At 66.7% G+C, this 26,333-nt stretch carries 27 protein-coding genes and 1 tRNA gene; 19 read left to right on the top strand and 9 right to left on the bottom strand.

The genetic code is table 11. The features are described from left to right. Positions 1–24 precede the first annotated feature (24 nt). The 10 genes from E8L99_RS03445 to E8L99_RS03400 all read left to right on the top strand — a co-directional run bounded on the left by E8L99_RS03445 (position 25) and on the right by E8L99_RS03400 (position 10,250). Entirely contained in the window at positions 25–798 is a 774-nt protein-coding gene (locus tag E8L99_RS03445) for an ABC transporter permease (protein ID WP_252511249.1), read from the top strand. Between the two features lie 32 nt (positions 799–830). Further along, a complete protein-coding gene (locus tag E8L99_RS03440) occupies positions 831–1,847 on the top strand; it encodes an ABC transporter substrate-binding protein (protein WP_252511248.1) in 1,017 nt (338 codons plus the stop codon). Between the two features lie 262 nt (positions 1,848–2,109). Then, the gene (locus tag E8L99_RS03435) at positions 2,110–2,883 is read left to right on the top strand and encodes an ABC transporter ATP-binding protein (RefSeq protein ID WP_215907049.1); all 774 of its coding nucleotides are present in this window, start codon (positions 2,110–2,112) and stop codon (positions 2,881–2,883) included. Then, positions 2,880–3,722, top strand: a complete 843-nt coding sequence (locus tag E8L99_RS03430; RefSeq protein ID WP_215907048.1) for a sugar phosphate isomerase/epimerase family protein — start codon at positions 2,880–2,882, stop codon at positions 3,720–3,722. Before E8L99_RS03435 ends, E8L99_RS03430 begins: the two co-directional genes overlap by 4 nt. Continuing rightward, positions 3,719–5,152 carry an enolase-like domain-containing protein gene (locus E8L99_RS03425; RefSeq protein ID WP_137098232.1) on the top strand — a complete coding sequence of 478 codons (1,434 nt, stop codon included), beginning with the start codon at positions 3,719–3,721 and terminating at the stop codon, positions 5,150–5,152. Before E8L99_RS03430 ends, E8L99_RS03425 begins: the two co-directional genes overlap by 4 nt. Before the next feature lie 199 nt (positions 5,153–5,351). Beyond that, a complete protein-coding gene (locus tag E8L99_RS03420) occupies positions 5,352–6,764 on the top strand; it encodes an amidase (protein ID WP_137098231.1) in 1,413 nt (470 codons plus the stop codon). Positions 6,765–6,852: 88 nt separating this feature from the next. Beyond that, the gene (locus tag E8L99_RS03415) at positions 6,853–7,656 is read left to right on the top strand and encodes an ABC transporter ATP-binding protein (protein ID WP_137098230.1); all 804 of its coding nucleotides are present in this window, start codon (positions 6,853–6,855) and stop codon (positions 7,654–7,656) included. 1 nt (position 7,657) lies between these two features. Beyond that, the gene (locus E8L99_RS03410) at positions 7,658–8,497 is read left to right on the top strand and encodes an ABC transporter permease (RefSeq protein ID WP_215907047.1); all 840 of its coding nucleotides are present in this window, start codon (positions 7,658–7,660) and stop codon (positions 8,495–8,497) included. Positions 8,498–8,598: 101 nt separating this feature from the next. Beyond that, entirely contained in the window at positions 8,599–9,621 is a 1,023-nt protein-coding gene (locus tag E8L99_RS03405) for an ABC transporter substrate-binding protein (protein ID WP_137098229.1), read from the top strand. Continuing rightward, positions 9,621–10,250 (top strand): cysteine hydrolase family protein, encoded by a 630-nt coding sequence (locus E8L99_RS03400; RefSeq protein WP_137098228.1) that lies wholly within the window; start codon positions 9,621–9,623, stop codon positions 10,248–10,250. The genes E8L99_RS03405 and E8L99_RS03400 overlap by 1 nt, the downstream gene beginning before the upstream one ends. 251 nt (positions 10,251–10,501) lie before the next feature. Here the strand turns inward: E8L99_RS03400 and E8L99_RS03395 are convergent, their stop codons facing one another. From E8L99_RS03395 to E8L99_RS03385, 3 genes are read right to left on the bottom strand one after another with little or no spacing between them, the layout of a single operon-like run. Next, positions 10,502–11,962, bottom strand: coding sequence for a class I adenylate-forming enzyme family protein (locus tag E8L99_RS03395; protein WP_168201549.1), 1,461 nt, complete (start codon positions 11,960–11,962; stop codon positions 10,502–10,504). Next, entirely contained in the window at positions 11,962–12,825 is an 864-nt protein-coding gene (locus tag E8L99_RS03390; RefSeq protein ID WP_137098226.1) for an amidohydrolase family protein, read from the bottom strand. Before E8L99_RS03390 ends, E8L99_RS03395 begins: the two co-directional genes overlap by 1 nt. Further along, positions 12,822–13,982: an acyl-CoA dehydrogenase family protein gene (locus tag E8L99_RS03385; RefSeq protein WP_168201548.1), complete on the bottom strand. Its 1,161-nt coding sequence runs from the start codon at positions 13,980–13,982 to the stop codon at positions 12,822–12,824. Before E8L99_RS03385 ends, E8L99_RS03390 begins: the two co-directional genes overlap by 4 nt. A 331-nt stretch (positions 13,983–14,313) precedes the next feature. On the opposite strand from E8L99_RS03385, the gene E8L99_RS03380 reads away from it, so the two are divergent. Continuing rightward, positions 14,314–14,820 carry a twin-arginine translocation pathway signal gene (locus E8L99_RS03380; RefSeq protein ID WP_137098224.1) on the top strand — a complete coding sequence of 169 codons (507 nt, stop codon included), beginning with the start codon at positions 14,314–14,316 and terminating at the stop codon, positions 14,818–14,820. 53 nt (positions 14,821–14,873) lie between these two features. Further along, positions 14,874–15,461, top strand: a complete 588-nt coding sequence (locus E8L99_RS03375; RefSeq protein ID WP_168201547.1) for a ferric reductase-like transmembrane domain-containing protein — start codon at positions 14,874–14,876, stop codon at positions 15,459–15,461. 8 nt (positions 15,462–15,469) lie between these two features. On the opposite strand, the gene E8L99_RS23690 is transcribed toward E8L99_RS03375, so the two are convergent. Further along, positions 15,470–15,622, bottom strand: coding sequence for a hypothetical protein (locus tag E8L99_RS23690; protein WP_168201546.1), 153 nt, complete (start codon positions 15,620–15,622; stop codon positions 15,470–15,472). Between the two features lie 346 nt (positions 15,623–15,968). On the opposite strand from E8L99_RS23690, the gene E8L99_RS03370 reads away from it, so the two are divergent. Then, the gene (locus E8L99_RS03370) at positions 15,969–18,398 is read left to right on the top strand and encodes a methyl-accepting chemotaxis protein (RefSeq protein WP_168201545.1); all 2,430 of its coding nucleotides are present in this window, start codon (positions 15,969–15,971) and stop codon (positions 18,396–18,398) included. 122 nt (positions 18,399–18,520) lie between these two features. Here E8L99_RS03370 and E8L99_RS03365 read toward each other — a convergent pair. Then, positions 18,521–18,602, bottom strand: a tRNA-Leu gene (locus tag E8L99_RS03365). Positions 18,603–18,728: 126 nt separating this feature from the next. Between E8L99_RS03365 and E8L99_RS03360 the strand changes: the two genes are divergently transcribed. Continuing rightward, complete coding sequence (locus tag E8L99_RS03360) at positions 18,729–18,974, top strand: DUF1674 domain-containing protein (protein WP_137098221.1); 246 nt, start codon at positions 18,729–18,731, stop codon at positions 18,972–18,974. A 33-nt stretch (positions 18,975–19,007) separates the two neighbouring features. On the opposite strand, the gene gloB is transcribed toward E8L99_RS03360, so the two are convergent. Next, complete coding sequence (gene gloB / locus E8L99_RS03355) at positions 19,008–19,775, bottom strand: hydroxyacylglutathione hydrolase (protein WP_137098220.1); 768 nt, start codon at positions 19,773–19,775, stop codon at positions 19,008–19,010. Between the two features lie 101 nt (positions 19,776–19,876). On the opposite strand from gloB, the gene E8L99_RS03350 reads away from it, so the two are divergent. Both E8L99_RS03350 and E8L99_RS03345 read left to right on the top strand, forming a co-directional pair. After that, positions 19,877–20,617: a class I SAM-dependent methyltransferase gene (locus E8L99_RS03350; protein WP_137098219.1), complete on the top strand. Its 741-nt coding sequence runs from the start codon at positions 19,877–19,879 to the stop codon at positions 20,615–20,617. 13 nt (positions 20,618–20,630) lie between these two features. Next, the gene (locus tag E8L99_RS03345; protein WP_137098218.1) at positions 20,631–20,822 is read left to right on the top strand and encodes a hypothetical protein; all 192 of its coding nucleotides are present in this window, start codon (positions 20,631–20,633) and stop codon (positions 20,820–20,822) included. Here the strand turns inward: E8L99_RS03345 and E8L99_RS03340 are convergent. From E8L99_RS03340 to aroA, 3 genes are read right to left on the bottom strand one after another with little or no spacing between them, the layout of a single operon-like run. After that, positions 20,819–21,184 carry a helix-turn-helix domain-containing protein gene (locus E8L99_RS03340; RefSeq protein ID WP_137098217.1) on the bottom strand — a complete coding sequence of 122 codons (366 nt, stop codon included), beginning with the start codon at positions 21,182–21,184 and terminating at the stop codon, positions 20,819–20,821. The two genes, E8L99_RS03345 and E8L99_RS03340, sit on opposite strands and share 4 nt — an antisense overlap. Further along, the gene (cmk, locus tag E8L99_RS03335) at positions 21,181–21,816 is read right to left on the bottom strand and encodes a (d)CMP kinase (RefSeq protein WP_137098216.1); all 636 of its coding nucleotides are present in this window, start codon (positions 21,814–21,816) and stop codon (positions 21,181–21,183) included. The genes E8L99_RS03340 and cmk overlap by 4 nt, the downstream gene beginning before the upstream one ends. Then, positions 21,813–23,150 carry a 3-phosphoshikimate 1-carboxyvinyltransferase gene (gene aroA / locus E8L99_RS03330; RefSeq protein ID WP_210421791.1) on the bottom strand — a complete coding sequence of 446 codons (1,338 nt, stop codon included), beginning with the start codon at positions 23,148–23,150 and terminating at the stop codon, positions 21,813–21,815. The genes cmk and aroA overlap by 4 nt, the downstream gene beginning before the upstream one ends. 129 nt (positions 23,151–23,279) lie before the next feature. Here aroA and E8L99_RS03325 point away from each other — a divergent pair, with 129 nt between their 5' ends. The 3 genes from E8L99_RS03325 (at position 23,280) to nusA (ending at position 26,313) form a co-directional block, all read left to right on the top strand. After that, positions 23,280–23,687, top strand: coding sequence for a TIGR02300 family protein (locus E8L99_RS03325; RefSeq protein ID WP_137098215.1), 408 nt, complete (start codon positions 23,280–23,282; stop codon positions 23,685–23,687). Between the two features lie 210 nt (positions 23,688–23,897). Next, positions 23,898–24,704, top strand: coding sequence for a ribosome maturation factor RimP (rimP, locus tag E8L99_RS03320; protein WP_315862566.1), 807 nt, complete (start codon positions 23,898–23,900; stop codon positions 24,702–24,704). A gap of 16 nt (positions 24,705–24,720) precedes the next feature. Next, positions 24,721–26,313 carry a transcription termination factor NusA gene (gene nusA, locus E8L99_RS03315; protein ID WP_137098214.1) on the top strand — a complete coding sequence of 531 codons (1,593 nt, stop codon included), beginning with the start codon at positions 24,721–24,723 and terminating at the stop codon, positions 26,311–26,313. The last annotated feature ends 20 nt before the right edge of the window (positions 26,314–26,333 follow it).

Here is a 26,333-nt window from a genome sequence, read left to right as displayed (position 1 = left end):
GCGCTGTCGTTCCGGAGGACGCGGATGATGCCGAAGGGGGGCCGCCAGATCCTGTCGCTGGTGCCGGTGGTCGCGCCTTTCGTCGTTCTCATCGCGCTGTGGCAATTCTCGGTCGACTTCTTCCAGGTGCGCGAGTTCCTGCTGCCCGGCCCCTGGAAGGTGGTGCAGGCCATGGCCGGCGGCGACATTCCCTGGACCCGCCATATCCTGTTCACGGGTGCCGCGATCCTCGGCGCCTTCGCGCTGGCAGCCAGTGCCGGCGTGCTGCTCGGCACCGCCATCGCCTGGTCGCAGCCGGTGGCGCGCTCGCTGACGCCCTTTCTCGTCTTCGTCAACGTGCTGCCCAAGGTGGCGATCGCGCCGCTATTCATGCTCTGGCTCGGCTATGGCATCTGGCCGAACATGCTGATCGGCGCGCTGATCGGCTTCTTTCCGGTGGTCATCAACACGGCGGTCGGCCTCACCCAGATCGAGGACGACATGCTCGACCTCGGGCGGGTGTTCAACGCGCCGACCTGGAAGATCTTCCTCAAGATCCGCATGCCCAATGCGCTGCCCTATATCCTGAGCGCGCTGAAGGTGACCGCGACCGCCGCCGTGGTCGGTGCCGTGGTGGGCGAGTTTGTCGCCTCGCAGGCGGGCCTCGGTTTTGTCATCGTCACCACCCAGTCGAGCATGAACACGCCGGTGGCGTTTGCTGCGCTTGCCTGGATCTCGATCATCGGCCTCCTGCTCTATGGCGCGGTGAGCGGCATTGCCGCCATCGCCGCGCCCTGGGCGCAGGGGTCCGATCGCTGAAGTCCGAACCGCCGACCTCAAGGGAGAGTGTCATGACGACGTGCAGATCGACCTGGATATCCTTCGCAGCCGCCATGGTCCTCGCTGTCGCGGGGGCGGTGGGCGCGCAGGCACAGCAGCTTGAGAAGTTCACCTTCGCGCTCAACTGGTTCGCGGTGGGCGACCACGCGGCTTATTGGGTGGCGCTGGAGAAGGGCTATTTCCGCGACCGCGGCCTCGACGTGACGCTGGAGAATTCGCGCGGATCGGGCGATTCCATCGCCAAGGTCGATACCGGCCGCGCCGATGCCGGCCTTGCCGATGCTGCCGTGATCGTCTCGGCCCTGTCGCGCGGGTCGACCGCGCGCATCATCGGCATCGTCTTCGACAAGACGCCGCTCAACATCTTCTCGCCGGCCTCGAAGCCTGCCCGGACGCCGGCCGATCTTCTGGGCCGGACCATTGGCGCGCCTCCCGGCGACAGCCAGCGGCAGATCTGGCCGGCCTTCGTGCGCGCCACCGGCATCGACGGTTCCAGGGTCGAATGGGTGAATGTCGAGCCGGCCGCCAAGATCGCGGCGCTCGCCACCGGCCGCGTCGACACGATCGCCGACTATTCCACCGGCCTGCCGCTCTACGAGAAGGCCATGGGCCAGGGCAATGTGGTGATGATGCAATGGGCCGATTTCGGCCTCGACATGTATTCCATGTCGATCATGGCGAGCGACAAGACCATCCGCGAGCGGCCCGAGGTTCTGAGGAAGTTCCTCGAGGCGGCCTATCTTGGCTGGCGCGACGTGATGGCGGATCCGGAGGGCTCGATGGCGATCTTCAAGCGCCGGGTGCCGGAGGTCGATGTCTCGGTGATGCAGCCGAACATGATGCTGGGTCTTGGCCTGATGCGGACCGACCGCTTCCGGGCAAATGGCATTGGCGCGATCGACCGGGCCAAGATGTGCGCCTCCGTCGACATCATCAATGCGAATATGGGCTTGCCCCGGCAGGTGACCTGCGACGAGACGTTCAATGCGAGCTTCTACACGCGGGTGGACATGCCGCCAGCGCGGTGATTGGACGAGCGGGGCCTTCATTGAGAGGCCCCGCTTGACGACACGGTGATCCTTCGAGGCTCGCTTCGCTCGCACCTCAGGATGAGGTGAGGAGGAGGCGGACCTCGACAGGGCCACACGACAGACGTAGCGCCATCGTCATATGCGATCTCTCCATTCCTCATCCTGAGGTGCGAGGCAAAGCCGAGCCTCGAAGGACCTTCTCGCCACGTGATCCACGACTTCGACCCATGCGCATGACCAGAGCGGACACCCACCTTCCATGATCGAGATCGACCACGTCGGCATGGTCTACGAGACCGGTAGCGGTCCGGTAGAGGCGTTGCGCGACATTTCGCTGACCATTGCCGATGGCGAGTTCATCGCGCTGGTCGGACCGTCCGGCTGCGGCAAGTCTACTCTTCTGCGCATCATCGCGGGGCTTCGTCCGATGACATCGGGCGCGGTGCGGGTGGCCGGCGAACCGGTCACGCGGCCGCTCACGTCGGTGGGAATGGTGTTCCAGGCGCCCGTCCTGCTGAAATGGCGGACCATTCTCGACAATGTCCTGCTGCCGGCCGAACTTGCCGGCCACGACGCCCGCAAATATCGCGACCGGGCGATGGATCTTCTCGGCATTGTGGGTTTAAGCGATTTCGCATCCAAACTGCCGCGTGAGCTCTCCGGCGGCATGCAGCAGCGCGCCTCGATCGTGCGCGCGCTGCTGCTCGATCCGCCGCTCCTACTGATGGATGAGCCGTTCGGCGCGCTCGACGCCATGACACGCGACGAGATGAATATCGAACTGCTGCGCGTCTGGGGCGAGACGTCCGAAGCCGGCAAACGAAAGACCATCCTGTTCGTCACCCACTCCATCCCCGAGGCGGTGTTCCTTGCCGATCGCGCGGTCGTCATGTCGCCGCGGCCCGGCCGCATTGCCGAGGTGACGCCGATCCACTTGGCGCGGCCGCGCACAGTGGAGACGCGGATCAGGCCCGAGTTCGGAGAGCTGTCCATGGCGATCTATCACCGGCTTCATGGCCGGGTGCCGGCATGAGCGGACAGCGCATGCGCATTGCGCTCTGCAATGAGGTCGTGCGCGATCTGCCCTTCGCGCAGCAATGCGAACTGGCAGCAAGCCTTGGCTATGACGGGCTGGAAATCGCGCCGTTCACGCTGGGAACGGAACCGCATCTTTTGCCGGCTTCTGATCGAGCGGCGGCGCGCCGTGCAGCCGCGGATGCGGGGATCGCGATTTGCGGTCTGCACTGGCTCCTGGTAGCACCGGCCGGCCTGTCGATCACGACGGACGATGTTGCGATCCGCGCGCGGTCGCTCGACGTCATGCGCGGGCTCGTCGATCTCGCCGCCGATCTCGGCGCGGGCGTGCTGGTTCATGGGTCACCGGGACAGCGGGAGTTGCCGGATGGCGCGGGCGCCGTCCAAGCGCGCCAGCGGGGCACCGACATGTTTGCTGCCATCGGTGAGGTCGCGACCAGGACCGGCCTGACCTATTGCATCGAGCCGCTGGCTTCGACCGACACGCAGTTCGTGACGACGGTGGAGGAGGCTGTCGGCATCGTCCGCGCCATCAACCTTCCGGGTCTCAAGACAATGATCGACTGCTCGGCGGCGCGCACCGAGAGCTTGAGTGTACCGGATCTGATTGACCGCTACCTGCCGACCGGGCTGATCAGCCATATCCATTTCAACGATCCGAACCGGCGCGGGCCGGGGCAGGGCGCACTTGCGCTGGCGCCAGTCCTTGATGCCCTCCGACGTCAGGCCTTTGCCGGCTGGACCGGCGTCGAACCCTTCGACTATGTGCCGGACGGACCGGGCTCTGCCGCCCGCGCGATCGGCTATCTCCGCGGTATCGAGGAGGCCCTGTCATGACGGCGCCCAAGGTCAAGGTCCTGTCGGTCGAGCTGTTCGAGCGCCCTTACAAGCTGCGGATGCCGTTCCGCTTCGGCGTCATTACGGTGACCCACGGCATCCAGGCGGTCACCCGCGTGCGCATCCGCCATCAGGATGGCCGGGAGGAGTTCGGTCATGCGGCGGAAGCGCTGGGCGCCAAATGGTTCGACAAGGACAAGACCCTGTCGGATGACCAGAATCTCGATCAGCTGCGCCGGGCGCTGGAGATTGCCACGGCTGCCTATCTCGTGGCGGCGCCCTCGACGGCGTTTGGCCTGTTTGCCGATGGCTATCGCGGGCAGATCGCGGCGGGCGCGCAGGAACGGCTGAATCCGCTGGTGGCAAGCTACGGCCCGGCACTCCTTGATCGCGCCGTTCTGGATGCACTTTGCCGGCTCGAGAACGTCAGCTTCTATGAGGCGATCCGCACCAATCTGCCGGGTATCGGTCACCATCCGATCATTGCGGATCTCGATGGTTTCGATCTTGCGGGTTTCCTCGCAGGTCTCAGCCCGCAGGCCGGCATCGATGTGCGCCACACGGTGGGACTGGTCGACCCGATCGTTGCCGCCGATCAGGCGCCCGGCACGCGGGTTGATGACGGCCTGCCGGAAACGCTGGAAGAGGTCGTCTCCTTCTATGGCTGCCGCTGGTACAAGCTGAAGGTGGCGGGCGACGTGCCCTCCGACATCGCGCGGCTGGAGAAGATCGCCGCCGTGCTCGACCGCATTCCCGGCGGCTATCGCGCGACACTCGATGGCAATGAGCAATATGAGACCGCGGAGGCCTTCGCGCCGCTCTGGCAGGCCATTCAGGCGAGGCCGTCGCTGGCGAAACTCTGGGAGGCCATCGTGCTGATCGAACAGCCGATCGCGCGCCACGCTGCGCTGAGCCAGCCGCTGGGCGCTGCGGCCCCGCCGAAGCCGGTGATCATCGATGAATCCGATGGCGATCTCGACGCGTTCCCGCGGGCAAGAGCGCTCGGCTATCACGGCGTGTCGTCGAAGGTCTGCAAGGGGCTCTACAAGTCGATCCTCAATCTGGCGCGCTGCCGGATGTGGAACGGTGGCGCCGATGGTCCCTATTTCATGTCGGGCGAGGATCTGACGACGCAGATGGGCGCCTCGATCCAGCAGGATCTGGCGCTGGTCAGCCTGCTCGGCATCACCCATGTCGAGCGCAATGCGCATCATTTCATCGACGGGTTCGACGAGCGCCCGGAGACGGAGGCGCGCGCCCATCTCGCCGCCCATCCTGACCTCTACCGCGACGACCACGGCCGGGTGAGGCTGGCCATCGTCGAGGGGCGGCTGGCCATCGGCTCGCTGGATCGGCCGGGCTTTGCCGCCTCGCCGCCGCCGGATGTCTCGGTGCTGGCGCCGATGCGGAAGTCGGGTTGGGATGGGTAGGTCAGGTGCCCGCTGAGGAACCTCGTCAACGTGTTCGTCACCCCCGGCGAGCCCGAAGGGCGAGGGACGGGGGTCCAGGACTGTTGGAAGGCGTCCGCATTTCGACGAGCTTCTCTGGATCCCCTTCCCTCGCTGCGCTCGCCGGGGATGACGTGGGAGCCTTTCGGCGGCATTCGTGATTCAAGACCGGGAGAATTCGATGTTCCCCTACGAGGATTTTGACGGACTGGCGCTGGCGGCCCTTGTGCGGAAGGGCGAGGTGACGGCGTCCGAACTGCTGGACGCGGCGTTGGCCCGCATCGAAGCGGAAAATCCCCGGCTCAACGCCATCGTCACGCGGCTCGACGATCTGGCGCGACAGGCCATTGCTGGCGGCCTGCCGAAGGGGCCCTTCGAGGGCGTGCCCTTCGCGCTGAAGGAACTGCTCGTCTCGATCGTCGGGGCGCCGACGACCTCGGCCTCGCGGATGCTCGCCGGCAACATGCCGGCGGCCGACAGCGAACTCGTCGCGCGCTACAAGCGGGCGGGACTGGTGATCCTCGCCAAGACCAATTCGTCCGAATTCGGCCTGGCGCCGGCAACCGAATCCCATCTGTTCGGCGAGACCCGCAACCCCTGGAATCTCGCCCTGTCGCCCGGCGGCTCGTCCGGCGGTTCCGCGGCTGCGGTTGCCGCCCGCATCCTGCCGATGGGCCACGCGACCGATGGCGGCGGCTCGATCCGCATTCCGGCCTCCGCCTGCGGCCTGTTCGGGCTGAAGCCGACGCGGGCGCGCATCACGGCAGGTCCCGAAGGTGGCGAGGGACTTGGCGGACTTGCCGCGCAGCACGCGGTCACGCGCTCGGTGCGCGACAGCGCGGCGCTGCTCGACGCGACCTGTGGGCCCATGCCGGGCGATCCCTATACGGCCCCGCCGCCGGCGCGCAGCTTCCTGTCGGAGGCCCAGCAGCCGCCCGGTCGTCTGCGCATCGCCGTCTCAACCCGCGCGCCCACCGGCGTGCCGGTCGATCCGGCCTGCGTCACGGCGGTGGAAGAGGCCGCGCGCCTCTGCGAGGAGCTTGGCCACCATGTGGAGCATGGCGCACCGGATTTCGATGCAGCGGAAGTGCGGCGCGCGACCACCATCATCTTCTTCGCCAATACGGCGCTGAATGTGACCCGCTTCAATGGCGGGCGCTTGCCGGAGGGCGATGCGATCGAACCTGTGACGCGCGCCTTCGCGATTGCTGGCCTGCGCGTCCCGGCGACCGACTACATCGCCGCGCTGCAGAGCCTGCACCGGCAGGCACGGCGCATCATGGCCTTCTACGAGCGCGTCGATCTCTGGCTGACGCCGACCCTGGCCCTGCCGCCGCAGCCGATTGGGGCGTTCGATACCCATGCTACCGATGCCGAGGCCTGGATGGCCAAGGTGATGGCCTTCATCCCCTTCACCGTGCTGTGCAACGTCACGGGACAACCGGCCATGTCGGTGCCGCTGCACTGGTCGGATGAGGGCCTGCCGATCGGCGTCCACTTCGCCGCGCGGACGGGTGAGGAAGGGCTGCTCTACCGGCTGGCGGCGCAGCTCGAGCAGGCGCGTCCCTGGGCCAACCGGCGGCCGCCGTACTAGCGCATTGAGCGTGCTGCATTGCAGCAGCACAGCCCTGCGTGACAGAGTGGAGGTTGTGGTCTTCAGCGCATCGTGATTGATTTGTCTTATGTTGTCTGATCGCCCCGTAACGGCCCCGGTCATCGCCCTTCGTGCCATCGAGAAGTGGTACGGAACGCGCGACGAGCCTGTTCACGCGCTGTCGGCTACCGATCTCGATGTCGGCGCGGGCGAATTGCTGGTCCTTCTTGGGCCGTCAGGCTGCGGCAAGACGACGCTGCTGCGTATGATCGGCGGGCTGATCGAACCGACAGCGGGCTCGCTCTCCATCGTCGGGCGCAGCCTGTGGGAGAAGGGTGGGCGGCAGAGCGAGGCGCTGGCCGATCTCGGCATGGTGTTCCAGGACGCCAACCTGTTTCCCTGGCTCACCATCGAGGACAACATTGCCCTGCCGCTGGAATTGAAGGGCATGGGTGTTGCCGATCGCCGGGCCAAGGCGCGCGAGCTGATGAAGCTCGTCGGCATTGCCGGTTTTGAGAAGCGTTGGCCGCGCGAGCTCTCCGGTGGCATGCGCCAGCGCGCGGCCATTGCCCGGGCGCTCTCCTATAATCCGAAGATCCTGCTGATGGACGAGCCGTTCGGCGCGCTCGACGCCATGACGCGTGACGCGATGAACATGGAATTGCAGCGGCTGTTTCTCGCCACCGAGAAGTCGATCGTCCTCGTCACGCACTCCATCGCGGAAGCCGTGTTCCTTGCCGACCGCATCGTTCTCCTGTCGCCGCGCCCCGGCAAGATCGACCGCATCGTGACCGTGCCCTTCGCCCGGCCGCGCACGCTGGAATTGCAGGCGACGGCAGCGTTCCAGGATATCGTGCTGAGCTTGCGCGAACGGCTGGCGGAGATTTCCTGACATGGCCGAGCCGACCAAGGACATCTCCACACCCACCATGCCGCTGCCGGTGCGCCGCAGCTTCATCGCCGGCCGCGAGGCGACGATCCCCTGGATCACGACCCCGCTCCTTCTGGGGATCCTGGTGCTGATCTGGCACGTCTATGTGCGCATGACCGGCATCTCGCCCTTCATCCTGCCGGCGCCCGGTGCCGTGGTCTCCGATTGGATCGAGATGCTGACAAACCGGCGCGCCTGGTTCCATGCCGGAATGACCGTCTATGCGACGCTGGTCGGCTTCTTCTGGGCAGCGCTGATCGGCGTCGTGCTGGGCGTGCTGATCGCCCGCATCCGCTGGCTCGAGCTGACGCTCAATCCCTTCATCGTGGCGACCCAGGTGATCCCGAAAGTGGCGCTGGTGCCGCTGTTCGTCGTCTGGTTCGGCTTCGGCATCACGTCCAAGGTGATCGTTGCCGGCGTGCTCGCCTTCTTCCCGATCCTGACCAACACGGTGCTGGGCGTGAAGTCGATCGACGAGGGCCATCGCGACGTGATGACGGCGCTCAATGCCAGCCGCTGGCAGGTGTTCAAGCGGCTCGAGCTGCCCTCGGCGCTGCCCTATATCCTCACCGGCTTCGAGGTGGGCATCGTGCTTGCCATCATCGGCGCGGTGGTGGGCGAATATCTCGGCGGCAGCCAGGGCCTCGGCCATCTGCTGATCCAGAGCATGAACGGCTTCGAGACCAGCCAGATGTTCGCCGTGCTGATCCAGATGTCGCTGATCGGCTTCGCCTTCTATTTCGCCATCGGCTTCCTCAAGCGCCTGCTGATCCCGTGGCACGCCACGGGGGCGGCGAAATGATCCGCCGCGTCCAAATGTTCCATGGGCGATCCGATTGCCCCCGCGCACCAGCCTCGTAATCTCGACCGACCGCTGACACCCCCAAGATAACGGAGAGCACCATGACGACCTCAGATGGTTCCGTGTCCCGCCGTTCGGCGCTGGCACTCGGCGTTGGCGCCTTCACCGCCATCACGATCCGGGCGGCGGGCGCACAGACGGCCAAGCCGCTGACCTTCATCACGCCCTTCGCTTATATCCTGGCCTTCGTCGACATCCTGCATGCCAAGGGCGGCGGCTATTTCGAGCGCGAGGGTCTGGATGTTTCCATCGAGCAGGGCCGCGGCTCCGCCATGGCGGTGCAGCAGGTCCTGGGCGGCGGCGGATTGCTGTCGCGCACCGGCGGCATGGACCAGATCCGCGCGGCGTCGCGCCCCGGCGGCGATGCGCTGATCGCGGTCGGCACGATCAGCCAGGGTTCGCCCTTCTACGTGATCTCCTCGGCCGACAAGCCGATCCGAAACCCGAAGGACATGGAAGGCAAGACGATCGGCATCCTGTCGGTCGGCGGTGCCACCGAAATCCTGCTCGACTGCATGCTGGTCGCAACCGGCGTCGACAAGACCAAGGTCCAGCGCGTGCAGGCGCCCAACACGCCGGCCGGCATGGCGCTGATCGCCCAGGGGCGGATCGACGCCTATATCGTCAGTGCCGGCGTGCCGGTGGCGCTGCGGGCGACCAATGAGCGTTTCCTGTCGTGGAACACCGACGAGTACGCGCCGATCCCGGCCCAGTGCTACATCGCCAAGCGTGACAGCCTGCGCGCCAATGGCGATCTGGTCGTGCGGTTCCTGCGCGCGGTGAAGCGCTCGCTCGACGACATGCTGGCCGACACCGATCTCACCACCACGATGAAGCGGCTCGAAGGCTTCGAGATCGCCGAGATGCGCAACAAGGCCGTCGCGCCCCTCATCCTGAAGAACGAGATGAAATACTGGCTCACCGCAGGCCGCGAGAACATGCTGCGCAACGTGCCGGAGCGCTGGCAGAAGGGCTATGACCTGATGGTCGCCGCAGGTTTCACGCCGCCGGGCAAGGCCGACGGGCTCTACACCAATGAATATGTCGAGCAGGCGTTGAAGTGATGCGCTTCGACCGGCGCGAGGCAGCCCTCGTTCTGATCGACCTGCAGCGCGGCTTTGTCGACGAGGACGGCTTCGTCGCCCGGCAGGGCCGCGACGTGTCGGCCAGCAAGCGCGCGGCGGATCGGGGCGTGGCGCTAGCCCGCGCGGCGCGTGCCGCCGGCATGAAGGTCATCTGGACCCGTCACGTGCTGCGCGCCGATTATGCCGATGGCGGATTGCTGGTGACCGAGATACGTCCCCGGCTCGGCGAGCTCGGCGCGCTGAAGCGCGGCACGCCGGATATCGAGCTCTATGAGGGCGCCGAGGTCGATCCCTCCGACTGGATCATCGACAAGCCGCGCTATTCCGCCTTCTTCAGCACCGATCTCGACATGCTGCTGGCGGCCAACGGCATCCGCAGCCTGGTGCTCGGCGGGGTCACCACATCGATGTGCGTGGAGACGACGGCGCGCGATGCCGCGCAGCGCGACATCCGCACCTTCGTGGTGCGCGAGGCGGTGGCCGATTTCGACGAGGCGCGCCACCAGGCATCGCTCTCGGCCATTGCCTTCGGCTTCGGGCGGGTGGTGGGACTGGATGCGATGACGGCGGCGATGGCCGGCGGGACCGCGGATTTTCCGATCGGGTGAGGTTGGGCTGTTGTAGAGGCCCCACCCCAACCCTCCCCGCAAGCGGTGAGGGGGCTCTGACGTGTCAGCTCAGAGTTCGTTCGTACCTTCAGGGTTCGTTCTTCCCGATTGAAGAGCTGCAGCGGCCTGCGCTGCGCGCACTCAGAGAAGGCGCACTAGAACCCCCTCCCCGCTTGCGGGGAGGGTTGGGTTGGGGTGTCACGCGGAATGTCGGTCAGCGGCCTGACCGAATGAAACGCCGCAGCCAGGCCTCACCCCTTCGGCAGCCGCTCCACCAGCTCCCGCTTCAGAACCTTGCCGGCACCGTTCTTCGGCAGATCCTCGACCACGAACACCGCCTTCGGCCATTTGGCGCGGGCCAGCCGCTCCTTCGCAAACGCGATCAGCGCCGCCTCGTCCGCCGGTGCCGCGAGCCGGACAAAGGCGGCGATCTCCTCGCCAAACTCCTGCGACGGCCAGCCGACGACAGCTGCTTCGGCCACCGCCGGATGGGCCGTCAGCGCGGCCTCGACATCGGCGGGATAGATGTTGATGCCGCCGCGGATGATCATGTCCTTGGCGCGGCCCTTAAGCGTGACGAAGCCCGCCGCATCGATCTCGGCGAGGTCGCCGGGATAGAACCAGCCGTGCCGGAAGGCTTCGACCGAGGCCTCGGGATCGCGGTAATAGGCGGTGGCGACACCAGGGCCGCGATAGCGCAGTTTGCCGATGGTGCCAGCCGATAGCGGGCGATCCTCGTCATCGACAACCTCGACCTCCACCGCGAAGACCGGCCGTCCGACGCTCTCGCCATGGTCGTCGATGTCAGCCGGGCCCAGCAAGGTGATGCCGCCGCCTTCGGTCGAGGCGTAATATTCGAAGAAGCGCTCGCACATGCGGGAGCGGATCGCACGGCGCTCATCGGACGAGAGGGGGGCTCCTGATGAGAACAGGAGGTTCAGCCGCTTCAGGGGCGCGAGCGCCTCATCGGAGAGTTCCAGCAGCCGGCGGAACTGGGTTGGCACCAGGAACAGGCTGGTGCCCTGTTCGGTATCGATGGTGCGGATCAGCTCTTCCGGCGAGCAGGGCGGCGGCTTCATGATGACGGTGCCGCCGGAGAACAGCACCGACATGGCGAAGGTGCGCCCTCCGCCGAAATAGAGCGGCGTTGCCATGACGAAGCGGTCCCGGCCATTGAGACCGAGATTGATCCAGTGGGTCATGAACCGGCGAAAGAAGTGCCGGTGAGCGATCAGCGGTCCCTTGGGCCGGCCTGTCGTGCCCGACGAGAGCGACAGGACGAAGGGCGTCTCGCCATCCTTCGGAAAGGCGATGGCGGGGTCGGCGCGGTCGATTGCGCTGTCGAGATGGTCGTCCCAGACAAGCGTCGGCACGCCCGCGACATCCGGTTGGCCGGGCTCGCCGAGCACCAGCGTCGCGCCGAAATGGACCGCGACATTGGCGCGCTCGGTCTCGGTCCAGCGGAGGTCCATGGGCAGGATGGCGCGTCCGGCACGCGCCAGCGCATAGAGCGCGATCACATAGCGCGCCGTATCCGCCAGGCAGAGGCCGACGATAGCGGTCTCATCCGGCACCCGGGCGGTGATGAGCGACGCGAGCCGCCTGACACGGTCGCGTAGTTCGGCATAGGTGATGATCGCGCCGTCTTCCACGATCGCCGGATGGTCGGGCCGCGCGACCGCGTGGATGTCGAGAGCATCGGCGAGGTTCATCATCGCTGGTCGAGCTTGTAGAGCTTGATGGCATTGTCGCGCAGGAACAGGGCGCGGACCTCGTCGGAAAAGCCGAGCGCGTCGATCTCGGCCATGGTGCGCTCGAAATCCAGCACCGGGAAATCCGTGCCGAAGATCACCTTGGTCTTGCCGAACGACTTGATGAAATGGACGAAGGATTGCGGCCAGTATTTCGGGCTGTGCGCGTCCGAACCGATATAGACATTCTTGTGCTTCCATGACATGGCGATCATCTCGTCGGTCCAGGGAATGCCGACATGGATGCCGACGATCTTCAGTTCCGGGAAGTCGCAGGCGACCGCGTCGAGGGAGATCGGACGGCCGACCGAGCGGCGCGGATAGGTCGGGTCATAGACCATGGACTGGCCGACCTGGAGCTGGATCGGCACGTCGAGCTCCACGCATTTGGCGTAGAATGGGTACCATTTGGCATGGTCGGGCGCGAGTTCGAACCAGTGCGGATAGAAATGCGCGCCGATGAAGCCGTATTCCTTCACCGCGTGCTCCAGCTCGCGCACGCCGCGCATGCCCTCCGTCGGATCGAGGCCGGCAAGCCCGTAGAAGCGGTCGGGATGGGCCTGCACCGCTTCGGCCACCAGTTTGTAGGGCACGTGATAGCAGGCGGGATGGCCGAGCTGGCCAACCTTGGCGGCAATCAGGAAGCTCTTCTCGATGCCGGCGCGGTCCATGCGCTCGAGCATTTCCTTGTGTGTTGTGCCGGCAAAGGTCTTGGCGTTGACCTTCATCTTCTCGGTGTAGAAGCCCGTACGGTCGGGCCGGCCGGCCAGCGCCTCGGGCGTCCAGATATTGACGACGGTGTCGATCGCCTTCACGCCGGTCATGGTCTTCCCTTCGCATGGAGCCCGAGGTCGCGGGCAATGGAATCGCGGAGCACTTCGTTGGCGCCCTCGCCGAATGTGTAGAGGCGCGAGTCGCGCCAGAAGCGCTGGATGTCGCTCTCGGCCGAATAGCCGGCGCTCGCCATGATCTGCATGCCCTGATCGGCGACGTCGCGCAGCGTCTCGGTGGCGACGATCTTGGCCTGGGCGGATTCGCGTCGGCAGGGCAGGCCGCGGGCGATCAGAGTTGCAAGATGGCCGACCATCAGGCGGGAAAGATCGATGCGGATCTGCAGGTCGGCGAGCCGGTGGGCGATCACCTGGAACGAGGCGATGGGGCGACCGAATTGCTCGCGGGTGGTGGCGTGGGCTACGACGCCGCCAAGCGCTGCCTGGGCCGCCCCGGTGACAGTGGCCGCCATGCTGGCGCGCGAGAAATGCAGCGTCGACATGAGGTGCCGGAAGCCGTTGCCGACCTCGCCGATGACGGCATCCTCGCCGACTTCGACCTCGTCGAACCCAACATCGAAACTCGGCATGCAATTGTTGCCGATCTTGGCGAGCGGATTGAGCGCAATGCCCTTCGCATCGCTCGGCACGAGGAACAGGGTTATGCCGTTGGCGCCTGTCGGCTCGGGGCCGGTGCGGGCGGCGGTCAGGAGATAGCGCGCGCCCTTCGCATCGCTGATCCAGATCTTGTTGCCGGAGATCGCGTAGCCGTTGGCGGTGCGCCGTGCACGGGTGCGGATGGCGGCGGCATCGCTGCCGGCGCCGGGCTCGGTCAGGGCCAGCGCGATGAAGAAGGTGCCGGTCATCAGGCCGGGCAGGAACGCCGCCTTCTGCGCGGGCGAGCCATAGGTCAGCACCGAGCTCAGGCCGAAGCCGACGACGCGATTGAAGATGGAGGCGGCCATATAGCCGTGGCGGCCGAGCCGGTCCTGCACGAGAGCGACATGGGTCCAGTCGAGGCCAAGGCCGCCCATATCGGCCGGCACGCCAAGCGCGAAGAAGCCGGCTTCACCCATGGCCGGCAGCAGGTCGTAGGGCGGGATATGCTCGCGGTCGCGCCGCCGCACCTCGTCCGGCGGCAGGTGGCGCTCCGCAAAGCGGTCGACGCTCGCCACAATCCGGCGCTGGTCCTCGGTCAGCAGGGCATCCATCGACTGCATACCTCGCAACGGCTGGTGGATCAGCCTGATCAATAAGACAAGATAAGACAAGCGGTCAGGTCAGCAGACAAAGCGGATGGTTGGCAGGGTTGGGCCTCATGCACGGCTGACCAATGGGCAGACTGGATCATGCCCGGCTGTGGGCGGCAACCGCCGGCCATGACGCGAAGGTGATCGCGCCTCGCGCAGGGTTCAGCCGCCGCCAGTGGACTTGCGCGGCGCTGAGCCGCTAGCCTTGAAGGGTCATCAAGCCCGCCCGGCCGCGATCAGCCGCTTTGCGCGGTGGTTGAAGGCCAGCGGCGTCCTAGCGAAGGAGCAGACAATGACCGGCAAGATCATCGTTCTCGATCGCAGAGTTTTTCTCGGTGGTTCCGCGGCACTGGCCGCCGCAGGCTTAATGCCCGGGGTCGGGGTATCGGGCGTTGCGCAGGCCGCCGGAGCGCTGGCAGCGACGGCGACCATGCCGGGCGGCGCCAACAATTACTTTCCCAATGCACCGCTCGTGCAGAATCTCGGCACGGGCTTCACCGTGTCGGGGGTGGTGCGCAGGGCCGGCGACGGTCAACCGCTGCCCAATCTGCGCGTCCAGATCTGGGCGGCCACCGAGCGCGGCGGCGAGCGGGTGCCGAGCAATCGGGGCAGCGTGATGACCGGTCCGGATGGCCGCTACAGCCTCGACATCTCGCCGATCGTGCCCCAGTTCGGCCAGCCGCACATTCACATCGCCTATGACGATCCAGGCTTTGCCACGCTGTTCCTGCGCCCGGTTCTCGGCAGCCGGCACGACAAGACCATGAGTGCCGATTTCGTGCTTGCCCCCGCCGTTTGAGGATGAAGGGCGGCAGACCAGGGCGAACCCTGCGTATCGCAGCCTGGATCGTAGTGCTTGTTCTAGCGGTCGTCCCGGTGATCTTCGCTGCCGCCAGCCCGTTGCAGCGGGGGCGGGAATTCCTGTGGTTTGTCGGCGGCATGGCCGGCGTCGTTGCGCTGAGCCTTCTGTTCGTTCAGCCGCTTCTGAAGGCGGCCGCGCCGCCCCTGCTCGCACCGCGGGACGGCGTGCGGTGGCACCGCCTCGGCGGCATGGCGATCGTGGGGCTGGTGGCCCTGCATGTCGGCGCGCTCTATGCCTACAGCCCCGATGACATCACGGATGCGCTGCTCCTGACGGCGCCGACGCCGTTCTCGGTCTATGGCGTGATCAGCCTGTGGTGCCTCGTGCTGACGGCCGTTCTGGCGGCCACGCGGCGCGCGCTGAACTTCGACCAGCAGCTGTGGAGCATCCTTCACAGCGTCCTGGCGGTCGCGGTCGTTGGCGCGGGAGCCGTCCATGCGATCCAGATCGAGGGCGCGATGGAGGACATGTCCAAGATCGCCATCTGCATCGCGGCGCTGACGGCGACAACCGGCGCCGTGATCGAGGTCAATGTGCTCAGGCCCTTGCGGCTGCGGCAGAGGTCGCGCCGCGCCTGAACCCGATCTCAGCGGTTCTCGATGCGCAGCCCGCGCTCGTCCATGCGGATTTCAACGCCTGGGCTGCGATTGCGCTCCTGCATGTAAGCGGCGACGGCGCCAACAGCCACCACGCCAAGGATTGCGATGATGGCAAGAAGCATAGGGCGCGAGAGGGTCATGCTTGTCTCCGGTCAGGTGGCCCAACAACGCGGGAGCGTGGCACTTGTTCCCGCCACCTGTTCCAGCCTTGCGGCCTGCCTCAACCGCAGCAGGGTTGTGCGCCGCAGGTCTTGTTCGCCGGCAAATCTCGCCGCGTGTTGATCAACGAGCAGGCACCGCAGCCAGCAGCCCCCGGCGTCACGCTGGATCAAAGTGTTGTTTGGAAAAGGTTATCTGCTGCACATCTGTTGGCGGGCGCTGGCCGGACGATGAGCGTGTCCGCGCAGCGCCACGCCTGGCATTCATTCAACGTAGACGAATTGGCGTTACGTTATGAAGTGTCCCCGGTTGCAGAAAGACAGGCCCATGCGCGTCGCAGACATTCGCATGTCGATCAAGATTCCCGCGCTGGTCGTGGTGTGCGCTGCGCTGACAGCCATCATCCTGGGGGTTTCAGCCTTCGTCACGGCACGGTCCAATACGGTGAACATGCTGACGGTTGCGCTGTCGTCGGTTGCGACCGACCGGCAGAAGGCACTGGAAAGCTATTTCAACGCGATCAAGGAAGACACGTCGCTGATCGGGGGCAGTGCGATCGCAGCGGATGCGCTGGCCAGCTTCTCGGCGGCCTGGCGCGAGATGGGTGCCAATTCTGGTCCGCGTCTGCAGCAACTCTACATCGAGGCCAATCCTAACCCCAACGGGAAGAAGGACGAGCTCGACGATGCCGGCGACGGTTCGCGCTTCTCGCGCGAGCATGCCCGGCTGCATCCCTGGTTTCATCGTCTCCAGCGCGAGCGCGGCTATTACGACGTCTTCGTTTTCGACCGCGAGGGCAACGTGATCTACACGGTGTTCAAGGAGCTGGATTTCGGCACCAATGTGCTCACCGGCCAGTGGAAGGACACCGATCTCGGCGCGGTCTATCGCGCGGCCATGGCGAGCGGCACCGCCGGCTCGGTTCATGTCTCGGACTTCCGGCCCTATGCCCCATCCGAAAACGTTCCGGCGAGCTTCATCGCGACGCCGATCATGGGCCCTGACGGCAAGCCGATGGGGGTCTTTGCCTTCCAGATGCCGGTTGACCGCATCAATGCGGTCATGAACGCCACGCATGGTCTCGGACAGACGGGCGATGCCTTCATCGTCGGTTCCGATGGGCTGATGCGGTCGAATTCCCGCTTCTCGGCGACCGGTGACAGCACGATCCTGAAGACGCGCATCGAGTCGGAGGCCGTGACGCAGGCGATCCAGGGGCGCAATGGCCAGTCGGCCATGAGCTATCGGGGCGAGTCCGCGCTGGCAACGGCTGTGCCTTTCCGCTTCGGCGATCTCACCTGGGCAGTCGTCGCCACCCGCGGCGAGGCCGAGGACATGGCTCCGGTCGTCGCGCTGCGCAACAATGTGGCGCTTGCGTCGCTGCTCATTCTGGCCGTCATCGGCTTGCTTGGCTATGTGGTTGCGCGAAGCCTGACCCGGCCCATCGTGTCCCTCGTCGGCGAGATGCGCTCGCTGGCCGATGGCGACAACGATATTGCGCTTGCCGATGTCGCTCGCGGCGACGAAATCGGCGCCATGAACAGGGCGGTTGCCGTGTTCCGCGACAATGCGGTGGAGCGGCAGAAGCTCGAGGGTGAGGCCCTGCAGGCGCAGTCCACCGAGGTGGCACGCCAACGGCATGTCGAGAAGCTGATCGTCGATTTCCAATCGGTCGTCACGGTCGTCATGACCGAACTGACCTCCCAGATCGGCTCGATGGGCCGGTCGGCCGATACCCTTCTGGGGGCTGCCACCACAACCACCAGCGAGGCAGGGTCCGCCGCAAGGGCGGCCGACAATGCGGCCGCGAGTGCCCAGGCCGTCGCTGCCGCGACCGAGGAGCTCGGCTCCTGCGTGCGGGAGATCGCCCAGCAGGCGCAGCGCGCCAGCGTCGTGGTCGGCGAGACCACCGTGCAGGGCCAGCAGACAGACCAGGAAGTGTCAGGCCTCGTGGCGCTGGCCGAAAGGATCGGAGCCATCATCGGCCTGATCCGCAACATTGCCGAGCAGACCAACCTGCTCGCCCTCAACGCCACGATCGAGGCCGCGCGCGCCGGCGAGGCCGGCAAGGGCTTTGCCGTTGTCGCATCCGAGGTCAAGGCCCTCGCGACACAGACGGCGCGGGCAACAGAAGAGATCGCGACCCAGGTCGCCGGCATCCAGTCGTCGACGCAAAGCGCCGTCTCCTCGATCCGCGGCATCATTGGCCGGATCGGCGAGATCAACATGTTCACCTCGTCGATTGCATCGGCCGTGGAGGAGCAGGAGGCCGCGACCCGCGACATCGCTGCCAATGTGGCGATCGCGGCGGATGGCAGCATGGTCGTGTCGGACAATGTCCGGGCCGTGACCGCCGCCGCAGGCGAGACGGGGCGTGAGGCAGCCCTGGTGTCCGATGGCGCGCGGCTGCTTGGCGAAGCGCAGTCGCGACTTGCCCAGGCTGTCGAGACCTTCCTGAAGGGCGTGGAAGCCGACGTGAACGAGCGGCGAAAGGCGATCCGCCGGCCCGCCGATGTCGTTGTGCCGTTGACGTCCGGCAATAGCTCTCGCGACGTTCGTCTCGCCGACATCAGCCTCATCGGCTGTCGTGTGGAACCGGCGGCAGACCTCGCGATGGGACACAAGGTCAGCGTCCTACTGGATGGTCGCGACGTGTCGGCCGAGGTCGTCCGCGTCGATGCGGAGGGCGCGGGTCTGCAGTTCATGCAGAGGCTGGGCCGTATTCCGACGATGCGGTCGGTCGGCATGGCCGCTTAAGCCTGGTCCATCCGGCTCGGCCTATGGGGGTGGGGAGACAGATCACCCCCAAAGCCGTCCTTGGCCGGGGTGGTCGGGGCCTGCGACCCCGCCGAAGGTCCGGAGCTGCAAAAACGAAGACGTGCCCCTAGCCGGGATCGAACCAGCACTCCTTGCGGAACTCGATTTTGAGTCGAGCGCGTCTACCAATTCCGCCATAGGGGCAACGCGCGGCGGACTATAGCCACGGAAGGTCCGGGGTCAATCCGGCGATCCAGCTTTGCGCGCCGGCCGTAGGACAAACGAAGGCCTCCTGTTGACAACAGGCGGGTGTGGGAGTTTGAGACGAGCATGAGCGACCAGCCCTCTTTCACAACCGCCGTGGCCATCGACAAGCCGACTGCAGCCGTTGAAGCGCCGAAGCGGGAGCTTTCGGCTGCTGCCCAGCGCGCGCTGGCAGAGGCCGCCGAGCGGCGCGCGGCGCTGGATGCCAAGGCGGCCGAGCTGGCCAAGGATGCCGAGCTCAATGGCCGTGGCGGCGCCGATCCGGTGCGCTACGACGATTGGGAAATCGGCGGCATCGCCGTCGATTTCTAGTTCAGCGGCTGATCTGACCCGGCTGACTTCCCGTCAGCTGCGGTTCTTGCGTTCGCGCAGTTCGGTGAAGACGGCGACCGAATCCGAGCCGGCCAGGCCGAGATGGGCGGCGATGGCCGGATCGTCGGCGCGCAGGAACGGGTTGGTCGCGAGTTCCTGACCGATCGTGGTCGGCAGCGTCGACAGCCCCTTCTCGCGCAGGGTCTCGACCTCGGCGGCGCGCACCTTGAGGGCCGCATTGGCGGGATCGACGGTCAGTGCGAACCGGGCATTCGACAGAGTGTATTCGTGGCCGCAATAGACCTTGGTGTCTGCCGGCAGTTTGCGCAGCACCTGCAGCGCGCCCCACATCTGGGCCGGCGTGCCCTCGAAGAGACGCCCGCAGCCCATGGAGAACAGCGTGTCGCCGGAGGCGAGCAGCTTCTCGGCGGCGAAGTGATAGACGATGTGGCCGACGGTATGGCCGGGCGTGTCGATGACATCGGCGGTGAGGCTGCCGAAGCTGGCGGTGCCCCCGGGGCTCACCCACTCGTCGACCTCGGGGATGCGATGCTTGTCGGCGGCATTCGCGATGACATGGGCGCCGGTGGTGGCCTTCACCGCGGCAATGCCCTGCACGTGGTCCGGGTGATGGTGGGTCACCAGGATGTGGCTGATGGTCCAGCCCTTCGCCTTGGCGGCGGCCAGGACCGGCTCGGCCTCGGGCACGTCGACGGCGGCGGTCGCTCCCGTCGCGGGATCGTGGATCAGCAGGCCAAAATTGTCGGACAGGCAGGTGAAGAGAGCGATCTCGGCGGCCATCAGGGTCTCCCGGCAATGAACTGGCGCGCTTATCTCATTGCTCACCGTGCTCCGCCAATCCATTCTGCAGATCTCTGACCTGAAAGTGAACCTGCCGGCCCATGTCCGACGTCGTCGATCTGCGCGCCTTCTATACGTCCTCGCTCGGCATGGTGGCACGGCGCATGGTCAACCGTGCGATCCGCGCCCACTGGGCGGGCGCGCGCGGCATGACCGTGGTGGGGCTTGGCTATTGCACGCCCTATCTCGGCCTGTTTCGCGAGGATGCCGACCGGTCGCTCGCCTTCATGCCGGCCCGCCAGGGCGTCATCCATTGGCCGACGGCAAGGCCGGGCCGCTCGGCGCTGGTGGAGGACGACATGCTGCCGCTGCCCGACGCGGCAGTCGACCGCATGCTGATCGTCCATGCGCTGGAGATGTCGGATGATGTCGGTTCGCTGCTCGGCGAGGTCTGGCGGGTGCTGGCAGCCGGCGGGCGCGTGCTGGCCGTCGTGCCGAACCGCCGCGGCCTGTGGGCGCAGCGCGACACGACGCCGTTCGGCCAGGGGCGGCCCTATTCGTCGCGGCAGCTGACCGAACTGATGCGGCAATCCTCGTTCACACCCGTCGCCTGGAGCCAGGCGCTGTGGGTGCCGCCTATCCGGGAATCGGTGGTGCTGCGTTCGGCCGCCGCCTGGGAGCGGGTGGGCTCGGCGCTGTCGCTGCCCTTTGCCGGCGTCCATCTCGTGGAAGCCACCAAGCAGGTCTACAAGCCGGCGGCGGTCAGGCGCGAGCGCGCGGTCGAGATCTTCCGGCCTTCGCTGGCTCCGAGCCCGGCCACGCGGATTGCGCAGGACACCTGACGGAGGCTGCACGATGGACGAAGGCCGCGGAAAATGGATCCGGCTTGCCCTGATGAGCGGGGCGACCTCGGCGCTGCTCCTCTACCAGATCTTTGGTGCGACCGAGGCTCCCAGCACGGCGCTCAAGGTGATGCAGTATGGCCTGCTGGCGCTTGCGCTGTTCGCGCTGATCGGCGCCCTCGTCAAGATGATGAACGCTCGCTAGCGCCCCGGTAGCTTCGACTTCAGCACGAAGAGCAGGTCGGCGATCTCCTCATCGGCCAGCAGGCCGATGCGGCGCGCCAGCAGGTTGGCAAGTTCGGTCGCCTGCGGCGACAGGCCCGACGTATCAATGACGATGCGCGGGTGCGAGATCTCGGCGAGCTTAGCCAGCTCCTCCGCCTCGTCCCAGATGATGCCGAAATAGGCGATGATCCGCTGGACCAGATACCAGCTGGGACGGCCGCGCTTGCCGTGCTCGAGCGCCGAGAGATAGGCGGCCGAGACGCCGATTGCTTCCGCCATGGCGGTCAGGGTGGTGCCCTTGGCCTCGCGGAGCGAGCGGACCCGGGCGCCGAACGGCGTCATCGCAGCGCGGCCTCGACGGCTGCCAGAGCCGCCGCGAAGGCTGGCTCGATGGCAAGGTCGGTCGTGTCGATCACGACGGCCCCGGGGGCGACGATGAGCGGTGCGTCGGCCCTGCCGGAATCGCGGGCGTCGCGCTTGGCGATGTCGGCGAGCACCGCCTGGTAGCTGTCGGCGGTGTCGGCAAGCTCACCGCGTCCGACGAGTTCACGGAAACGGCGGCGCGCGCGCTCCTCGGGGCTTGCCGTGATGAAGAGCTTGGCCTCGGCATCGGGCGCGATGACGGTTGCGATGTCGCGGCCATCGAGCACGGCGCCGCCGGTCTGGCTCGCGAAGGTCCGCTGCAGCGCCAGCAAGGCCTGGCGCACCGGGCCGTGGGCTGCGACGACGGAAGCGGCTTCGCCGGTGTCTCGGGTGCGCAGCTTCTCGGCATCGAGGTCGGCGAGGTCGAGGTTCTCGGCAATCGCCTGGGCGATCTCGACATTGTCGAGCGGGAAGCCGCGGTCGAGCATGATGCGGCCGACGCCGCGATAGAGCAGGCCGGTATCGAGATGCGGCAGGCGATAATGCGCGGCGAGCCTGCGGGCGAGGGTGCCCTTGCCGGAGGCGGCCGGTCCGTCGATCGCGATGATCACGAGAGCTCGCCCCCGAGGCGGCGCATCAGCGGGATGAAATCCGGGAAGCTGGTGGCGATGAACGTGGTGTCGTCGACCGTCACCGGATTGTCGGCGGCGAGCCCCATGACCAGGAAGCTCATGGCGATGCGGTGGTCCATATGGGTCTCGACCGGGCCGCCACCGGGGGCGCGGCCGGTGCCGCGCACGATGAGATCATCGCCTTCGATCACGTGATCGACGCCGGTCACGGCGAGGCCGGCGGCAACGGCTGCCAGGCGGTCGGATTCCTTGACGCGCAATTCGTGCAGGCCGCGCATGCGGGTGGTGCCAATGGCGAAGGCGGCCGCCACCGCGAGCACCGGATATTCGTCGATCATCGAGGGCGCGCGATGGGCCGGAACATCGACCCCGTGGAGCTTCGAGCCGCGCACACGCAGATCGGCGACATCCTCGCCGGATTCGACGCGCGCGTTCAGCGTCTGGATATCGGCGCCCATCTCGATCAGCGTGGTGAGCAGGCCGGTGCGCAGCGGGTTCATCATCACGCCGGTGATGGTGACATCGGAGCCCGGCACGATCGCGGCGGCGACCAGCGGGAAGGCAGCCGAGGACGGGTCCGCGGGCACGACGACCGGGGCGGGCTTCAGCTCCGGCTGGCCGACCAGCGCGATGCGGCGGCCGTGCTCGCCCTCCGGGGTCACGGTCACGTCGGCGCCGAAATGGATCAGCATCCGCTCTGTATGGTCGCGGGTCGCTTCCTTCTCGATCACGGTGGTGACACCCGGCGCATTGAGGCCGGCGAGCAGCACCGCCGACTTCACCTGCGCCGAGGCAACCGGCGACGCATAGGTCACGGGAATGGCGTTCTTGGGCCCCTCGATGGTAATCGGCAGGCGGCCGCCTTCTGCCTGGGCGACGACGGTCAGGCCGAATAGCTCCAGCGGATCGAGCGCGCGGCGCATCGGCCGCTTGCGCAGCGAGGCATCGCCATCGAAGGTCGCACGGATCGGATTGGCGCCGACGACGCCCATCATCAGCCGCGCGCCGGTGCCGGAGTTGCCGAAATCGAGTGGTTCTGCCGGCTGGTGCAGGCCGCCGACGCCGACGCCGTGAACGGTCCAGGCGCCGGGGCCGGTGCGTTCGACCTTGGCGCCGAGTTGGCGGCAGACCTTGGCCGTGTTGAGCACGTCCTCGCCCTCGAGCAGACCGGTGATCTTCGTCTCGCCGACGGTCATCAGGCCGAACATCAGCGCGCGGTGCGAGATCGACTTGTCGCCCGGCACAGTGAGCGTACCGGCAAGCGCGCCGGAGCGGCGGGAGGTCATCGGCTGCGGGGTTTCGCTGGCGCTCACGGCATCGATCCGGTCATGAGAAATCAAGGATGCGCTCTATCCCGCGCCTGAAGCCTCTTGACAATAGGAGTTCGCAAGGCCAACTGACGCCCCTTCAAGAGATGTTCCGTATCTAACAAGGAGTCCGCCGTGGCGAGACCCGAACTTGGCGTGAAGCGCATCGACCCGACGACGGGCAAGAAGTTCTACGATCTCAACCGCGATCCGATCGTGTCGCCCTACACGGGCGAGGTGCTGCCCCGCGCCATCTTCGAGCCCGTGCGCCGTGGTTCGGCCGCTGCCGCCGCCAAGGCTGCTCCGGTGGTCGCCGACGAGGAAGTCGAGCTCGAAGTGCCGGACGCCGAGCTCATCAGCCTTGAAGAGGCCGATGACGAGGCCACGGGCGCCGCCAAGGTGGTTGTCGTCGATGACGACATCGAGGTCGAGGACGACGCGGCCGACGATGCCGACACCTTCCTCGAGGAAGACGAGGACGATGCCGGTGACGACGTCACCGACCTGATCGGCGACGCCATCGAGACCGACGACGAGGTCTGATCTCGAGCCGGCCGGGGTCCCTTTGGGCCCTGCCGGCGCGAAACTTGGCCGATAGCCGGGCGCTGCGCAGTCAGGGCCTTGCGAAACCGCCGGGTTGGGCGTATGTGAAGCGCCTATCGCCCTCATCGATCCGATCGTGAGAGTGGGTTCCGTCCGGGGCCCGCTCTTTTCGTTTCGGAAGGGCCCTGAAGCACCCGAGTGGAGAAGCGCTTGTCGGCGGAAGATCCGCGCCTGATCGTTGAAACCGGAATGGCAGCCCGCGTGGCCGCCATTGTCGAACCTGTGCTCGAGGGCATGGGCTTCCGGCTGGTGCGTGTCCGCGTCTCTGGCGGCGGCAACAGCGGCGTCACCTTGCAGATCATGGCCGAGCGGCCGGACGGCACCTTCACCATCGAGGATTGCGAGGCCGCGAGCCGCGCCCTGTCACCGGTGCTGGACGTCGAGGATCCGATCACCGAAGCCTACAGCCTGGAAATGTCATCGCCGGGCATCGATCGCCCGCTGGTGCGCGTCGGCGATTTCGATCGCTGGTCGGGCCACGAGATGCGCGTCGAGATGGCCGTCGCCCAGGCAGGTCGCAAGCGCTATCGCGGCATCCTGCTCGGCACATCCGGTGCGTCGGCGAAGCTCCGGCGGACCGACGCCAATCCGGGCGAGGAGGTCGATGCGCTGTTGCCGATCGAGGAAATCGGCGAGGCACGCCTGGTTCTCACGGACGAGCTGATCCGCGAGGCGCTGCGGCGTGCCAAGCAGGCGGGACGCTCGATGGAAGACGACGACGAGGATGCCGACGACCTCGACGACGAGGACGACGACTTCCTGCCGCCGGATGCCGACAACGAGAATGACGAGAGCCCCGACATGATCGTCGTGCGGCCCGCGACGCCACGGCCGGTCAAGGCCGCGCAGGCGCCGAAGAAGTCACCCCAATCGAAGCCCGTTCCGCACAGCGACGGGCCGCGTGGTCCGAAGCCCAAGGGGCCGGGCCGATTTGCCAAACCAAAACCGACCCGCTGAAGGGGGAAACCGAGCCATGGCCGTTTCAGCCAACCGCCTCGAATTGCTGCAGATCGCTGACGCGGTCGCACGCGAGAAACAGATCGACCGGCAGATCGTGCTTGAGGCGATGGAGGACGCGATCCAGAAGGCCGCGCGCTCGCGCTATGGCCAGGAGACCGAGGTCCGCGCCGAGATCAATCCGAAGTCCGGCGAGATCCGCCTGTCCCGCCTGCTGCAGGTGGTGGATGCGATCGACAATCTCGCGACCCAGATCGCGACCGACGAGGCCCGCCGCAAGAACCCGGCGGCGCAGCCGGGTGACTGGATCGCCGAGACACTGCCGCCCTTCGATTTCGGCCGCATCGCCGCACAGTCGGCCAAGCAGGTCATCGTGCAGAAGGTCCGCGAGGCCGAGCGCGACCGCCAGTTCGACGAATACAAGGATCGTGTCGGCGAGATCGTCTCGGGTCTGGTCAAGCGCGTGGAATACGGCAACGTGGTGGTCGATCTCGGCCGCGGCGAGGCGATCATCCGCCGCGACGAGCTGATCCCGCGCGAATTGTTCCGCAACGGCGATCGCGTCCGCGCCTATCTCTTCGACGTCCGCCGCGAGCAGCGCGGGCCGCAGATCTTCCTGTCGCGCACCCATCCGCAGTTCATGGCGAAGCTGTTCGCCCAGGAAGTGCCGGAAATCTACGACGGCATCGTCGAGATCAAGGCGGTCGCCCGCGACCCCGGCTCGCGCGCCAAGATCGCCGTCGTGTCGCGCGACTCGTCCATCGACCCGGTCGGCGCCTGCGTCGGCATGCGCGGCTCGCGCGTTCAGGCGGTCGTCGCCGAACTGCAGGGCGAGAAGGTCGACATCATTCCGTGGAACGGTGACATCGCCACCTTCGTGGTGAATGCGCTGGCGCCCGCCGAAGTCGCCAAGGTGGTGCTCGACGAGGACCGCGAGCGTATCGAGGTTGTGGTTCCCGATGCGCAGCTGTCGCTGGCGATCGGCCGTCGCGGCCAGAACGTCCGCCTGGCCTCGCAGCTGACCGGCTGGGACATCGACATCCTGACCGAGGCCGAGGAGAGCGAGCGCCGCCAGGCCGAGTTCGAGGCCCGCACCAAGCTGTTCATGGGCGCCCTGGATGTTGACGAGGTTGTCGGCCAGTTGCTCACCTCGGAAGGCTTCCGCACCGTCGAGGAGGTCGCCTATGTCGATCTCGTCGATCTCGCGGGCATCGAGGGCTTTGACGAGGAGACGGCGCAGGAACTGCAGCGCCGCGCGCTGGATTATCTCGGCCGGATCGAGGCCGAGCACGACGAGAAGCGCAAGGCGCTCGGTGTCGCCGACGACCTCCGCGAGGTCGAGGGCATCACCACCGCCATGATGGTCAAGCTCGGCGAGAACGACGTGAAGTCGCTCGAGGACTTCGCCGGCTGCGTGCCAGACGACCTCGTCGGCTGGTCGGAGCGCAAGGAAGGCCAGACCACCAAGCATGCCGGCTATCTCGACGGGTTCGACCTGTCGAAGGAAGAGGCCGAAGCCATGATCATGGCGGCCCGCGTCAAGGCCGGCTGGATCGAGGCTCCGGCCGAGGCGGAAGCCGAAGCCGTTCACGAGGAGGCCGGGGCGTGAGCCTCGGATGACCCCAAGGG

This window comes from Phreatobacter aquaticus, assembly GCF_005160265.1.
Classification (GTDB): Bacteria; Pseudomonadota; Alphaproteobacteria; order Rhizobiales; family Phreatobacteraceae; genus Phreatobacter; species Phreatobacter aquaticus.
This window is presented reverse-complemented; position numbering and strand designations above follow the sequence as displayed.

What these genes read in the sequence shown, in the direction of transcription:
- E8L99_RS03445 (WP_252511249.1), top strand. Translation starts at nt 25, where the DNA reads ATGATGCCGAAGGGGGGCCGCCAGATCCTGTCGCTGGTGCCGGTGGTC.
- E8L99_RS03440 (WP_252511248.1), top strand. Translation starts at nt 831, where the DNA reads ATGACGACGTGCAGATCGACCTGGATATCCTTCGCAGCCGCCATGGTC.
- E8L99_RS03435 (WP_215907049.1), top strand. Translation starts at nt 2,110, where the DNA reads ATGATCGAGATCGACCACGTCGGCATGGTCTACGAGACCGGTAGCGGT.
- E8L99_RS03430 (WP_215907048.1), top strand. Translation starts at nt 2,880, where the DNA reads ATGAGCGGACAGCGCATGCGCATTGCGCTCTGCAATGAGGTCGTGCGC.
- E8L99_RS03425 (WP_137098232.1), top strand. Translation starts at nt 3,719, where the DNA reads ATGACGGCGCCCAAGGTCAAGGTCCTGTCGGTCGAGCTGTTCGAGCGC.
- E8L99_RS03420 (WP_137098231.1), top strand. Translation starts at nt 5,352, where the DNA reads ATGTTCCCCTACGAGGATTTTGACGGACTGGCGCTGGCGGCCCTTGTG.
- E8L99_RS03415 (WP_137098230.1), top strand. Translation starts at nt 6,853, where the DNA reads ATGTTGTCTGATCGCCCCGTAACGGCCCCGGTCATCGCCCTTCGTGCC.
- E8L99_RS03410 (WP_215907047.1), top strand. Translation starts at nt 7,658, where the DNA reads ATGGCCGAGCCGACCAAGGACATCTCCACACCCACCATGCCGCTGCCG.
- E8L99_RS03405 (WP_137098229.1), top strand. Translation starts at nt 8,599, where the DNA reads ATGACGACCTCAGATGGTTCCGTGTCCCGCCGTTCGGCGCTGGCACTC.
- E8L99_RS03400 (WP_137098228.1), top strand. Translation starts at nt 9,621, where the DNA reads ATGCGCTTCGACCGGCGCGAGGCAGCCCTCGTTCTGATCGACCTGCAG.
- E8L99_RS03395 (WP_168201549.1), bottom strand. Translation starts at nt 11,962, where the DNA reads ATGAACCTCGCCGATGCTCTCGACATCCACGCGGTCGCGCGGCCCGAC.
- E8L99_RS03390 (WP_137098226.1), bottom strand. Translation starts at nt 12,825, where the DNA reads ATGACCGGCGTGAAGGCGATCGACACCGTCGTCAATATCTGGACGCCC.
- E8L99_RS03385 (WP_168201548.1), bottom strand. Translation starts at nt 13,982, where the DNA reads ATGGATGCCCTGCTGACCGAGGACCAGCGCCGGATTGTGGCGAGCGTC.
- E8L99_RS03380 (WP_137098224.1), top strand. Translation starts at nt 14,314, where the DNA reads ATGACCGGCAAGATCATCGTTCTCGATCGCAGAGTTTTTCTCGGTGGT.
- E8L99_RS23690 (WP_168201546.1), bottom strand. Translation starts at nt 15,622, where the DNA reads ATGACCCTCTCGCGCCCTATGCTTCTTGCCATCATCGCAATCCTTGGC.
- E8L99_RS03370 (WP_168201545.1), top strand. Translation starts at nt 15,969, where the DNA reads ATGCGCGTCGCAGACATTCGCATGTCGATCAAGATTCCCGCGCTGGTC.
- E8L99_RS03360 (WP_137098221.1), top strand. Translation starts at nt 18,729, where the DNA reads ATGAGCGACCAGCCCTCTTTCACAACCGCCGTGGCCATCGACAAGCCG.
- gloB (WP_137098220.1), bottom strand. Translation starts at nt 19,775, where the DNA reads ATGGCCGCCGAGATCGCTCTCTTCACCTGCCTGTCCGACAATTTTGGC.
- E8L99_RS03350 (WP_137098219.1), top strand. Translation starts at nt 19,877, where the DNA reads ATGTCCGACGTCGTCGATCTGCGCGCCTTCTATACGTCCTCGCTCGGC.
- E8L99_RS03345 (WP_137098218.1), top strand. Translation starts at nt 20,631, where the DNA reads ATGGACGAAGGCCGCGGAAAATGGATCCGGCTTGCCCTGATGAGCGGG.
- E8L99_RS03340 (WP_137098217.1), bottom strand. Translation starts at nt 21,184, where the DNA reads ATGACGCCGTTCGGCGCCCGGGTCCGCTCGCTCCGCGAGGCCAAGGGC.
- nusA (WP_137098214.1), top strand. Translation starts at nt 24,721, where the DNA reads ATGGCCGTTTCAGCCAACCGCCTCGAATTGCTGCAGATCGCTGACGCG.